Genomic DNA, 12,240 nt, shown 5'->3' with positions numbered 1-12,240 from the left:
TCTCCCGCTTGCGGGAGAGGGCGGGGGTGAGGGCCAGCGGCCGTGGCAGTCAAAGAATGCTGGACACGGGTTGTACCCCCGCCAGAGAGGGATTCCACTGACCGGAGCGCCTCAGGCGGCGCGGCCAGAATGGCACGATGTCCATCGAACACCGTACCGGGGGAGGCTGACGATGAATCCGCTGGGGCCGCATCGCCAGCTCTTCGAACGGAAAGCGGCGTCGTACCAGCGGCGCTGGTCCTGGCTGACGATCGAGTTGCCCGCGTAGAGACCGGTCCCGCTCATTGAGCCGGCTGGGAGGGCTGCACCGGTTGGGCCAGTTGCGCCAGACGTTCGTGGTTCTCCAGATCGTCGGCGCTGAATCCGAGCGCTTCCAGCGCCCTCGCCTCGCCCAGGCCAGAGCGCGCCATCGCGTCCAGCAGTCGACGCGCCGAGGTTTTCAGCTCGGCGTGACGCGCCTCGAAGCGCTCGACCTCGGTGCAGGCGCGCAGGTCGTCCTCGATGGCGTCGCGCATCAGCGAGACCAGCATGCGCACGCCCGAGGAGGTCTCGCGTGGGCGCTCGTCCATCACGCAGACGGTGCCGACGACCGTGCCTTCGGCATCGCGGATCGGTTCGCCATAGTAGTGGACCAGGCCGAGGGCCGCGGTCGGGTTGCCGTCGCTGATCGCGGGCAGCCGGCGGACGTCGCCGACGAGCAGGTGCTCGCCGCGACGGATCACGTTGGCGCAATAGCTGTTGACGGCGAGTTCGAGGCGCCCGTTGCGCGGAAAGCGCTGCTGCTCGTCGCGCACGCCGAAGAACACGAGGTCGCTGCCGTCGACGAGGTTGATCATCGCGACCGGCATGTCGAGTTGCTGGGCCAGGACTTCCAGCATGCGCTGCCAGCGGCCATACAGGCGTTCCGAATCGGCGAGGCAATGGGTCGGCATGCAGTCCTCCGGCGCGGCAGCGCATATGCATCAGCGTGCATGAGCACCCATGATCGCGCGATCCCGGGAACTGGACCAGCCCCCAGGACGAAGGGCGGCAAAGCGGTGAGGCGGCGTGCAATTCCATGTCCGGAAACGGCGCGACCGGGGCCGGCCGCTTCCTTATCGTGGACGCCTCGACCACTTGGACGGCCACCGCGCCGCGCTCACATGGACTTCCGAATCCTGGGCCTGGACCCCGCCCCGTTCCGCCCGATGTTCCGCATGACCGACGCGACACTGCGCGAGCAAGGCGTGCTACGGGTGCGCATCGACAGCCCGCGCTCGGCGCCGGATCGCGTCACGCTGGACGACGCCGCGCCGGGCGAGACGGTGCTGCTGCTCAACTACGTCCACCTGGACGTCGACACACCGTACCGCGGCACGCATGCGATCTACGTCCGCGAGGCCGACGCCGAACGCTTCGATCGCGTCAACGAGGTGCCGAAGGCGCTGCGCGGGCGGATGCTGTCGGTCCGGGCGTTCGACGCGGCCGGGATGATGGTCGACGCGGACCTCGTCGACGGCGACGGCCTCGAGGTCCTCATCAACCGCTTCTTCGGTGATCCGGAGGCGAGCTACCTCCAGGTGCATTTCGCCAAGCGTGGCTGCTATGCGGCGCGGATCGAACGGTGCACCTGACTCGACATCAGGTGCCTCGTGCCAAGTATCGCCATCGATGTTCCCTTCTCACGAGGCATCGGACTCAGCGCGCGGCTTCCGCCAATGCCGCGAACCCCGCCTTCTTCACGTTCTCATCGATCGCCGGGGTCAACTTGCGCGCGGCCTCCAGGTCCTGGCGCGCCTTGTCCGTCTCGTTGAGCCGGGTCAGCGCCACACCCCGTCCGTAGAGGGCCCAGGCCGACGGCTTCTTCTCGATCGCCTGGTCGAAGGCCTTGCGCGCCCGCGACGCGTCGCCCTGGCGCAGCCAGGCCCAGCCCAGTTGCCAGCGGTACGCCGCCTCCTCGTCGTCCCGATCGATCGCCGACTTGCAATCGTCGACCGCCTTGTCCGCTTCCAGGTTCAGCCGCGTCCGCATCCAGCAGCGCTCTCCCAGCATCGAGGCCAGACGCACGTCCCTGGGATGGCTGCCGATCCAGAGATCGAACTGGCGCATCGCCTCCGGCACCAGGTTGCGCCGCGCATAGTTCACCGCCATCGACGCGCGCAGGTTCGACGCCGGCGGCAAGCTCGCGTCCAGCTCCTTCAGGTCGGCGTCCGCGCCCTCGCGATCGCCGGCCGCCAGGCGCAAGGGCACCCGGCGCAACCGCGCCTCGGCCATCGTCGGATCCAGGCGCAGGGCCTCGTCCAGATCGGCCAGCGCCGCCTTCCCCTGCTTCAGCGCGATCCGCACCCGCGCGCGCGCATCGAAGTAGCCCGCCACCGCCGGCGCCAGCTGGATCGCGCGGTTCAGGTCCTCCAGCGCGCGCGGCGCATCGCCCGCCACCAGCGACGCGTTGCCCCGTCGCGCGAACCCGTCGGCATCGTCGGCCGCGATCTCGTCGGCCTTCGCCGCATAACTGGCGTTGTAGGCCTCGCTGCCGGGCCTGCTCGGCGCGAAGACCCGGCCGCCGTTCCAGGTCGCGTAGACCTTGCCCTGCAGACGCGACACATACACCCGGTGCGCCAGGAAGTAGTCCAGGCCCAGCAGCATGTCCTGATCCCGGCTGCTGACGTCCGTCACCAGCAGCCGGTTGTCGCGGACCTTCTCGCCGCCGAACTCGAAACGCTCCACGTTCGCGAGCCAGGCCTGCGCCAGGTCCGCGCCCGCCCCGCTCGTGCGACCCGCCGGCGTCATGTCCTTCTCCTCGATGCCGGCCTTGCGCGCCGCGCCCAAGGTCAGCACGGTGTTCGTCGCGCCCGTGTCCATCACCGCCTCGAGCTTGCGACCGTTGACCTGCACCTCGACCCGCACGGTGCGGTCGGACCGGCTGTAGCTCAGCATCGTCGCCTCGATCACCGGCGCATCGCCGGCCCAATACGCCAGCGACGCCTTGTCGCAGTCGCCCTTGGGGAAGACGAGACGCACCACGCCGTGCGCCAGGTCGTACTCGGTGTCGGCGATGGACAGGAAGTTGCGGCCCAGCACGCCCATGATGCCGGCGCCGTTCTCGCTGCCGCCGACAAGGAACTCGATGTATTCCAGCTCCGCCTCTTCGAGGCGCACGCTCTTGACCGTCGTGACGCGCAGGCCCTCCACTGGGCCAGTGACGCCCTGCACCTTCAGGTGGGACGGCGGCTTGCGCAGCGGCAGGCCCAGTTGCTGGGCCGTCGAGGCGCTCAGGAAACTGTAGAACGCGCCGCTGTCCACCAGCATCGGCACGGCGACCCCGTTGAGCTGAAGGGTGGCGACCGGTCGGCGGTCGACCAGTCGAACCGGGATGCTCATCGTCTCGATGCGGCAGCGGTTCGCGTCCTCGGCGGCCATGGCGGTGGACATCGCCATGAACAGGGCCGGCACCGCGAGGATGGCGGCCAGCAACGGTGCGAGTCGGCGTGTGTTCAATCGTCCCTCCCTGGGCGTGAAGTCGCGCAGGCGGTGCTCCGCCCGTCGCGACTGGCGACGATACCCGGCTCGCCGCCCGGACACGCTCCTACCGAGGGGGGAATCGGCGTGCGTGCCACACGCGCACGGCGTGGTTCAACGGCTTTCCAACGCCGGCTCCACACGCCCGCGACGTCGTCGCAACACGCACGCCGTCTGCAGACCTATCGCCGCGTCGCCACAGGCTTCAACGCCTCCGCCCACAGCGCTGCCGCGCGCGCCGTGCCTTCCGCGGTGAAATGGCAGCCGTTGCGCAACGGCAAGCTGATCGTGTCGGTGTCCGGTCCCGCGCGGAAGCCGCTGTCGGGGATCGCCAGCAGCTCCCGCACCGCCTCGCGCACCTGGCCGCCGTCGTGCGGCGGGCAGTAGGTCGAGCGCGCGATCCACCACGGCGCATCGATGCCCCGCATCGCCACCCCGGCGCGCAGCGCCGCCAGCGCATCGCGGTAATCGGCCATCGCCGTGCGGTCGCGCGCGTCGGCCTCGCCCTGCTGCCACAACACCGCGGCCACCGGCCAGCGGGTGCCCTTGATCCGGTCCATCTGCGTCTGCCAGTAACTGCGCAGCGCGCTGTTCGGGTCGGTCCATTCGGCGATCGAGCTGCCGTCCACCGCCACCACCGCCCACACGATCGGATGGCCCTGCCAACGCCCGCCCAGGGCCTGGTTCACGGCCGGCCAGACGCTGCCACCGGTGCCCGTCGCGCCCGGCACCGGCGAACTCGCCAGACCGCAGCCGCCCAGGTGCAGCACCGGCATCGGCGGCACCGGCGCGGCTGCCGGCGGGATCGGATCGGCGTGATTCGCCGCGTTGGACTGGCCCATCACCACGATCACCACGGGCTGCTCGTCCTTGAACACCGCGCCGCAGTCCGGCGCCGTCACCGGCATGTCGTGGATGGCGGCGATCCGCTGCGCGAGGTCGTCCGCGGGCGTCGACGGCTTGCCGTTGCGCAGCATCGCCACGCCCGCCGCGATCATGCCGCCGCACGACAGCAGCGCCACCGCGCCGATCGCCAGCGGGATCAGGGAATTCTTCCGTTCTTCGGTCATCAGGAGCGTCGTCGACTGAGCAGGGGGAGCGCCCATTGTCTCCGCCCCAGCAATGGCATGCCGCACCCCGGCCGCCCCACGCCACACGAGACACGAGACACGAGACACGAGACACGCCGCATGCTGCATGCTGCATGCTGCATGCTGCACGCCTTGCTCCGAGCTTGAGGGCGCCGGTGCCCCTCGAAGCGAATGCCGAGCATGCGCAGGCGATTGAGCGCAGAGGGGCACCGGCGCCCTCAAGCGGGCGCAGTGCGCAGTGCGCAGTGCGCAGTGCGCCTCACCCTCCCGCGGCGGCTGTTGCGGCGCCCTGCCGCCGGGCGCGATAGCGGTCGCGGATCCAACGCATTCCTGGTTGTTCCACCAGCGTCGTCAGCCCATGGGCCAGGGCCATCGATGCGGCCATGGTCAACACGATGGCGAGGTGGACCTCCACGCCCCAGGCTTCCAGCCGGCGCAGCACGGCCCAGCCGATGTTCTCGTGGAGCAGGTACAGCGTGTAGGAGATGGCGCCCAGCCAGAGCAGCACCCGGTGCTCCAGCCAGGTCCAGCGCCCGCGCGCCGCGCCGAACAGCACCGTGTAGAACGCGACCGCGAGCGCCGCGAGGCCCCACGCCTCGACGACCCCGATCACCAGCAGCGCGGCGGCGGCCAGGGTCCAGTCCCACAGGGACGCCAAGTCCTTGCGGCTCAGGCGGTAGACCGTGACGCCGAGCGCGAACCAGCAGATGTAGGGCAGCAGCAGCCAGCGCTGCCCGACCCAGGGCAGATCGACGCCCCAGAAGCTCTTCGCCGCGGCATAAACCAGCCGCAGCGCCAGGCATGCGAAGAGGAAGTTCCTCAGCCCCGCCGCGCCGCCGAAGCGGAAGCTCAGCAGCGCCCAGGCGTAGAACAGCAGTTCCACTTCCAGCGTCCAGTACACGCCGTCCACGTGCGCCACGCCGAAGAAGCCCTGCACCATCGTCACGTTGACCAGCAGCACGTCCCAGCCGACCGTCTTGCCGGGCAGGCCGATCGCATGGGTCAGCGCGAAGGTCAGCAGGATCGCGCCCCAGTACGCCGGATAGAGCCGGCTGAAGCGCGAGACGACGAAGTCCATCGGCCGCGCGGTACGCTCCAGCGTCATGAAGATGACGAAGCCGCTGATCATGAAGAACAGGTTGACGCCGAGGTACCCGTATGGGAACGACACCGCCGGCGGCTGCGCGTGACCGAAGAGCTGGTCGTAGCGCGTCGTGTAGTGGAACAGCACCACCGCCAGCGCCGCGATGCCGCGCAGGGCATCGAGCTGCGCCAGGCGCGGGGCGGAACTCACACCAGGACCTCGGCCGCGCCGGGATGGCTCAGGAAGCCCTGCGGGCTGGCCGTGATGCCGTAGGCGCCGGACTGGAAGACGACGACCAGATCGCCCGGCTCGGCGTGCGACAGCGTCATGCGCTCGCCCAGCAGGTCCAGCGGCGTGCACAGCGGCCCGACCACCGACACGCCGGCTTCGGGCTCGCCGCCCATGCGGTTGCCGATGGCGACCGGATAGTTCTTGCGGATCACCTGGCCGAAGTTGCCCGACGCCGCCAAGTGGTGATGCAGTCCGCCGTCGGTGACGAGGAAGACCTGCCCCCGCGAGACCTTGCGGTCGACCACGCGGCACACGTAGACGCCGGCCTCGCCGACCAGGTAACGGCCGAGCTCCACGACCAGCTTCGCCTGCGGCAGCTCGACCGCGGCGCGCTCGATCAACGCGGCAAGATTGGCGCCGATCGTCGTCAGGTCCAGGCGCTGCTCGCCGGGGAAATAAGGGATGCCGAAGCCGCCGCCCAGGTTCAGCACCTTCACCGGCGCCGGCGCGTCCTTCGCCAGGCGGAGCGCGAGCTCGAAGCTCTTGAGCTGCGCCTCGACGATCGCCTCCGGCTTCAGGTTCTGCGAGCCGGCGAAGAGATGGAAACCCTCGAAACCGAGACCCGCCTCGCCGATGCGCGCCAGCAGTTCCGGCACCTGCTCCGCGTCGACGCCGAACTGCTTCGGACCGCCGCCCATCTTCATGCCGGAGGACTTCAGCTCGAAGTCCGGATTGACGCGCACCGCCACGCGCGCCGCGTAGCCGGTCTCCGCGCACAGCGTGCGCAGCAGCTCGACCTCGCGGAACGATTCGAGGTTGATCAGGATGCCCGCGGCCAGCGCCTGCTTCAGCTCCAGCACGCTCTTGCCCGGACCGGCGAAGCTGATCTCGCGGGGATCGGCGCCCGCGTCCAGCGCGACCTGCAGCTCGCCGGCCGAGGCGACGTCGATGCCGTCCACCAGCGTCGCCAGGTGCGCCACCAGTGCCGGCATCGGGTTGGCCTTCATCGCGAAGTGCAGCTCCAGCTTCGCCGGCATCGCGGCGCGGAGCTCCTCGACGCGGCGCGTCAGCAGCGCGCGGTCGTACGCGTAGAAAGGCGTGCGGCCGATGCGGTCCGCGAGCCGCGTCAGCGGCTGGCCGCCGATCTGCAGCACGCCGTCGCGCGCGACGAACTGGTCCATGGGCGCATGCTGCGGCGCGGCCTTGGCGGGCGCTGCGGGGATCTTGTCGTCGTGGCTCACGGGAGTCGTCACCGGGTTGGTCAGCGGGGTCGTCGGCGGGTGGGTCAATGGGTCCGTCAGCGGGTTCTTCAGCGGGTTCTTCAGCGGGCTCACAGGGCTTCCCGTCGCGCCACCCACTCGGTGCTCAGCAGCTTGCGATCGATCTTGCCGTTGGGGTTGCGCGGCAGCGGGCCGGCCTTCTCCTCGATGCCGGCCGGGATCATGTAGGCGGGCATGCGGGCCTTGCACTGCGCCAGCAGCGCGGCGCTGTCCAGCGCGTCGGCGCCGGCCGGCGGCGTCGCGATCACCTGGATGGTCTGGCCCAGCGTCGCGTGGTCGACGCCGAAGGCCACGCATTCGCCGACCAGCTGCGTCGCGTACAGGATCTCCTCGACCTCCGTCGGGCTGACCCGGTAGCCCGAGGTCTTGATCATCTCGTCGCGCCGGCCGATGAAGTACAGGAAGCCCTCGGCGTCCATGCGCACGTTGTCGCCGGAGAACACGGCGTATTCGGGCAGCTGCAGCCCGGCTTCGCGGCCTGCCGCGCCCGGCGGGAGCAGCTTGTAGCGCTCGGCCGTCTTCTCGGCGTCGTTCCAGTAGCCCATCCCGACCAGCGCGCCGCGGTGCACCAGCTCGCCGGGCTCGTCCGGCGCGCACGGTGTGCCGTCCTCGCGCAGCACCAGGATCTCGGCGTTCGGGATCGCCTTGCCGATCGAATCGGGCCGGCGGTCGACCTCCTCCGGGGGCAGGTAGGTCGAGCGGAAGGCCTCGGTCAGGCCGTACATCAGGAAGGGCTGCGCCGACGGCACGCGCTGGCGCAGCAGGTTCAGCGTCTCGCGCGGCATGCGCCCGCCGGTGTTGGCGAAGTAGCGCAGTTGCTGGTCGATCGCGACCGGCCATTCCAGCTGCGCGAGCTGGATGTACAGCGGCGGCACGGCCGTCAAGCCGGTGATGCGGTCACGCTCGAGGGCCTTGAGCACGTCGCGCGGCATCAGGTAGTTCAGCAGCGACACCGACGCGCCCGCGTGGAAGGCCGTCGTCAGCTGGCTGAAGCCGGCGTCGAAGGACAGCGGCAGCGCGGCCAGCAGGCGGTCCTCCGGCCGGTTGCCCAGGTAGCTGGCGACGCTCTTCGCCCCGGCCACCATGTTGCGGTGCGACAGCACCACCCCCTTGGGCCGGCCGGTCGAGCCGGAGGTGTAGAGGATCGCCACCATGTCGGTGTCGATGACGCGGTGGGCGGCCTGCGCCGGCGCGTCCAGCAGGTCGCTGTAGCGGACCCAGCCGGCCGCTGATCCATCGGATGACCTATCGGATGACCTATCGGATGACCCATCGGATGACGCATCGGAGGACGCACTGGAGGACGCCTCCGGCGCCGGATCGACCACCACCACGTGCCGCACCGACGGGCACGCCGCCAGCACCGGGCGCAGCGACGCGAAGCGGTCGCGCGAGGTGATCAGCACGCGAACATCGCAGTCCCGCACGATGAAACCGACCTGCTCCGGCTTCAGGATCGGGTTGACCGGCACGAACACGCCGCCCGCGGCCGGCGCCGCGAAACTGGCGACCACCGTCTCCAGCCGCTTGTCCAGGTAGATGCCGACGCGCTCGGCCCGCGCCAGGCCCAGCGACAGCAGGCCGTTGGCCAGCGCGCGCACCTGCGCGGCGAGTTCGGCGTAGTCCAGCGCGCGGGCGCCGTCGCGCAGCGCCGGGGCCGCCGGATCGCGTTCGGCGCTGTGCCAGATCAGGTGCGCAAGCAGGTGGCTGTCGGTGGCGGCGGTCATGAAAAAAGTATCTCACGCGGCCCCGCGGCAATCCCTCACGGAGCCGGGTGGATCCCCTTGGGATGAGGGGGCGCCGCCGGGGTTCCCCCAGAGGGCGACAGTTAAGATCCTCCCCGACCATGAACACCCAACAACACCTGCTCGCCATCCTCGACGACGTCCTCAGCCTGGAAGGCCGCGCGAAGGACTTCACCGTCGACACCGCGCTGCTGGGCGCGATCCCGGAGCTCGACTCCATGGCGGTCGTCAGCCTGATCACCGCGCTCGAGGAACAGTTCGGCATCGTCGTCGACGACGACGAGATCGACGGCGCCACCTTCGCCACCGTGGGCGCCCTGCTGGACTTCGTGAACGGCAAGCTCGCCGCCTGACGGGCGCCACGACCGCCGCCGCCGTTCAAGCAGCCACTGCAGCCACCGTCGCCCGCCCGTCGCCCGCCCGCCGCGTCAACCGCCCATGGCCGCCGCCGCCCCGCCCCCGACCCCATCCACGCCGTTCTTCCTGGATGACGGCGCGGGCGGTCAGCGGCTGTGCGTCCACTATCCCGCCGCCGACCACCGCGCTGGCGCGCACGGCGCAGCCGCAGCCGCAGCCGCAGCCGCAGTCGCAGCCGCAGTCGCTCACGCTGGCGATGGCGCGGCCCCGCGCGGCCAGATCCTGCTCCTGCCGCCCTTCGCGGAGGAGATGAACAAGTCCCGCCGCATGACCGCCCTCGCCGCGCGCGCGTTCGCCGCCGCCGGCTTCGAGGTGCTGACGATCGACCTGCTCGGCTGCGGCGACAGCAGCGGTGATTTCGGCGACGCCTCCTGGGCGGCCTGGCACGACGATGTGCGCCTGGCGCTCGACTGGCTCGACGCCCGCGCCCGACCTGGCCCCGACGGCGCGAAGCCGCCGCTGTGGCTGTGGGGCCTGCGCGCCGGCGCGCTGCTGGCGCCGGCAGCCTTCGAGGCATCGATCGACCGGCCGCTGAACCTGCTGCTCTGGCAGCCGATGACGGCGGGCAAGCTCCAGCTCCAACAATTCATGCGCCTGCGCGTCGCGGCCGACCTCATCGGCGGCCAGGCCAAGGGCGCTGTCCAGGCGATGCGCGACCAGCTCGCGCGCGGCGAGCCGGTCGAGATCGCCGGCTACCTGCTCGCGCCCGCGCTGGCCGAAGGCCTGGAGGCCGCCCAGCTGAAACCGTCGGCGCGCGTGCGCCGCGTCGCGTGGCTGGAAGTCTCGCCGCGCGAGGACGCGACGCTCACTCCCGCCGCGGCGATGGCCGTCGAGGCCTGGACCGCGCAAGGCGCCGAGGTGCGCGCCGCCGTCTGCCAAGGCCCGTCGTTCTGGGCGGCCACCGAGATCGAGGAGGCGCCGCGCCTGATCGAGGCCAGCCTCGCCGCGCTGGGGGCCGACGCGGACTTCGCGACCCGACCGGTCGAGGGGGTGTCGGCATGAACGCAACGATCACGCCCACCACGCCGCTGACGCCGCTGACGCGGATCACGCCGCTCACGTCGATCCAACCCGCGCATCGCGACAGCGTGCTGCGCATCGACTGCGACGGCCAGGCGCTGGTCGGCCTGTTGAGCGAGCCCGCATCTGCATCCGCATCCGCATCCGCATCCGACCTCATCGCAACACCTGCCCCCGACACCGGCGTGCTGCTGATCGTCGGCGGCCCGCAATACCGCGTGGGCAGTCACCGCCAGTTCACGCTGCTGGGCCGCGCGCTCGCCGGTGCGGGCGTCCCCTGCCTGCGCCTGGACTATCGCGGCATGGGCGATGCGCAGGGCGATCAGCGCGACTTCGAGGCGGTCGACGACGACATCGCCGCCGCGATCGACGCCTGGCAGCGCAAACACCCGACGCTGAAGCGCGTGGTGCTCTGGGGCCTCTGCGATGCCGCGTCCGCCGCGCTGCTGTACGTGCATCGTCGCCGCGACCCGCGCGTCGCCGGCCTGTGCCTGGCCAATCCCTGGGTCCGCACCGCGACCAGCCTGGCCCGCGCGCAGGTCAAGCATTACTACCTCGACCGGCTGCGCCAGCCCGCCTTCTGGCGCAAGCTGCTGAGCGGCCGCGTCGGCCTGGGCGCCGTGCGCGAACTGCTGGGCAAGCTGGCGCAGAGCCGCGCGCCCGCGTCCGCCGCGGGTTCGTCGAACACGGCGCGCTCGTCGAACGCGGCGCGCGCGGCGGACACCCGCCATTACACGGAGCAGATGGCCGACGGCCTGCGCGCGTTCGGCGGCCCGGTGCTGCTGATCCTGTCGGGCGACGACGTCTGCGCCAATGAATTCCTGGACCGCTGCCGCGACGGCGGCCCTGCCTGGCAGGGCCTGCTGGACCGCCCCGGACTGCGCCGCGAAGACCTGCCCGACGCGGACCATACTTTCTCGACCGCCGCCTGGCGCGCCCACGTCGAAGGGCTGACCGCCGCCTTCGTCCGCGGCCTGCCGGCCGCCGCCTGACCGCCAGACCGGTACACCCGGCCCCACCGGAGCCCCGCCATGTCCGTTCCCGCACCCGTCCGCGCACCCGTCCACGCTTCCTTCCGCGCTCCCCGCGCCCCCCGCGCCCGCTGGCGCGCCGTCGCCCTGGCGCTGGCCGGCGCCGTCGCCGCCCATGCCGCCGTCGCGCAGGGGATCGGCTGCGGCGGACTGGCCAACAACTACGGCCCCTACGACTACCGCCAGTACAAGGACATGCCGGAGATCGATCCGGTGACCAAGCAGATGTCGCCGCTGCAGATGGTGGAAGGGGCCCACTTCATCGACACCTGCGAGGCGCTGGTCAAGTGCAAGCGCGGCAGCATCGGCAGCGACATCGACTACACGCTGCGCGCCTTCCCGAACCACCACCGCGCGCTGATCGCGATGATGCTCTACGGCGAGCGCACCAAGCGCGACCAGCCGCCCGAGGCGCTGTTCACCGTCGACTGCTACTTCAAACGCGCGCTGACCTGGAAGGCGGACGACGTCATCGTGCGCCTGATCTACGCCGGCTTCCTGAACGGCAAGGGCAAGACCGCCGCCGCCAAGGAACAGCTGGACGCCGCGAACAAGCTGACCGCGGGCGGCGACAACGCCTTCTCGGTCTACAACGTCGGCATGGTCGCGCTGGACCTCAACGAGGTCGACCTGGCCGTCGACGCCGCGCGCCGCGCCTACGGCGCCGGCATGACGCATCCCATCCTGCGCCAGCGGCTGATGGCGATCAACCGCTGGCCCGCCGACCTGCGGATGCCGGGCGAGGCGGCGTCGGCGCCGGAGGGATCGCCCGCGTCGGCCCCCGCCGGCTCGGCCGCCTCCGCCTCCACCCCCGAATCCGCGGCGCCGGCGACGGCGCGCTGA

At 71.1% G+C, this 12,240-nt stretch carries 11 protein-coding genes; 5 read left to right on the top strand and 6 right to left on the bottom strand.

Annotated features, from left to right (window positions below):
* Positions 1 to 281: 281 nt before the first annotated feature.
* Positions 282 to 932 (bottom strand): GAF domain-containing protein, encoded by a 651-nt coding sequence (locus AC07O8_RS17000; RefSeq protein WP_495049168.1) that lies wholly within the window; start codon positions 930 to 932, stop codon positions 282 to 284.
* A 210-nt stretch (positions 933 to 1,142) separates the two neighbouring features.
* On the opposite strand from AC07O8_RS17000, the gene AC07O8_RS16995 reads away from it, so the two are divergent.
* The gene (locus AC07O8_RS16995) at positions 1,143 to 1,613 is read left to right on the top strand and encodes a DUF1203 domain-containing protein (protein WP_495049167.1); all 471 of its coding nucleotides are present in this window, start codon (positions 1,143 to 1,145) and stop codon (positions 1,611 to 1,613) included.
* Positions 1,614 to 1,677: 64 nt separating this feature from the next.
* Here AC07O8_RS16995 and AC07O8_RS16990 read toward each other — a convergent pair whose 3' ends face one another.
* The 5 genes from AC07O8_RS16990 to AC07O8_RS16970 all read right to left on the bottom strand — a co-directional run bounded on the left by AC07O8_RS16990 (position 1,678) and on the right by AC07O8_RS16970 (position 8,911).
* Positions 1,678 to 3,477 (bottom strand): aspartyl protease family protein, encoded by a 1,800-nt coding sequence (locus AC07O8_RS16990; protein ID WP_495049166.1) that lies wholly within the window; start codon positions 3,475 to 3,477, stop codon positions 1,678 to 1,680.
* Positions 3,478 to 3,680: 203 nt separating this feature from the next.
* The gene (locus AC07O8_RS16985; RefSeq protein ID WP_495049165.1) at positions 3,681 to 4,568 is read right to left on the bottom strand and encodes a sialate O-acetylesterase; all 888 of its coding nucleotides are present in this window, start codon (positions 4,566 to 4,568) and stop codon (positions 3,681 to 3,683) included.
* Between the two features lie 280 nt (positions 4,569 to 4,848).
* On the bottom strand, positions 4,849 to 5,883 hold the full coding sequence (locus AC07O8_RS16980) for an acyltransferase family protein (protein ID WP_495049164.1): 1,035 nt from the start codon (positions 5,881 to 5,883) through the stop codon (positions 4,849 to 4,851).
* Complete coding sequence (locus tag AC07O8_RS16975; RefSeq protein WP_495049474.1) at positions 5,880 to 7,085, bottom strand: pyridoxal-dependent decarboxylase, exosortase A system-associated; 1,206 nt, start codon at positions 7,083 to 7,085, stop codon at positions 5,880 to 5,882. The genes AC07O8_RS16980 and AC07O8_RS16975 overlap by 4 nt, the downstream gene beginning before the upstream one ends.
* A 149-nt stretch (positions 7,086 to 7,234) precedes the next feature.
* A complete protein-coding gene (locus AC07O8_RS16970; RefSeq protein WP_495049163.1) occupies positions 7,235 to 8,911 on the bottom strand; it encodes an acyl-CoA ligase (AMP-forming), exosortase A system-associated in 1,677 nt (558 codons plus the stop codon).
* Between the two features lie 119 nt (positions 8,912 to 9,030).
* Between AC07O8_RS16970 and AC07O8_RS16965 the strand changes: the two genes are divergently transcribed.
* From AC07O8_RS16965 to AC07O8_RS16950, 4 genes are all read left to right on the top strand, one after another.
* Positions 9,031 to 9,282 carry an acyl carrier protein gene (locus AC07O8_RS16965; RefSeq protein WP_088382204.1) on the top strand — a complete coding sequence of 84 codons (252 nt, stop codon included), beginning with the start codon at positions 9,031 to 9,033 and terminating at the stop codon, positions 9,280 to 9,282.
* Between the two features lie 130 nt (positions 9,283 to 9,412).
* On the top strand, positions 9,413 to 10,348 hold the full coding sequence (locus tag AC07O8_RS16960; protein ID WP_495049473.1) for a hydrolase 2, exosortase A system-associated: 936 nt from the start codon (positions 9,413 to 9,415) through the stop codon (positions 10,346 to 10,348).
* Positions 10,345 to 11,358: a hydrolase 1, exosortase A system-associated gene (locus AC07O8_RS16955; protein WP_495049162.1), complete on the top strand. Its 1,014-nt coding sequence runs from the start codon at positions 10,345 to 10,347 to the stop codon at positions 11,356 to 11,358. The genes AC07O8_RS16960 and AC07O8_RS16955 overlap by 4 nt, the downstream gene beginning before the upstream one ends.
* A 39-nt stretch (positions 11,359 to 11,397) precedes the next feature.
* The gene (locus AC07O8_RS16950) at positions 11,398 to 12,240 is read left to right on the top strand and encodes a hypothetical protein (RefSeq protein ID WP_495049161.1); all 843 of its coding nucleotides are present in this window, start codon (positions 11,398 to 11,400) and stop codon (positions 12,238 to 12,240) included.

Source organism: Roseateles sp. GW821-FHT09G09, assembly GCF_059415965.1.
This window is presented reverse-complemented; position numbering and strand designations above follow the sequence as displayed.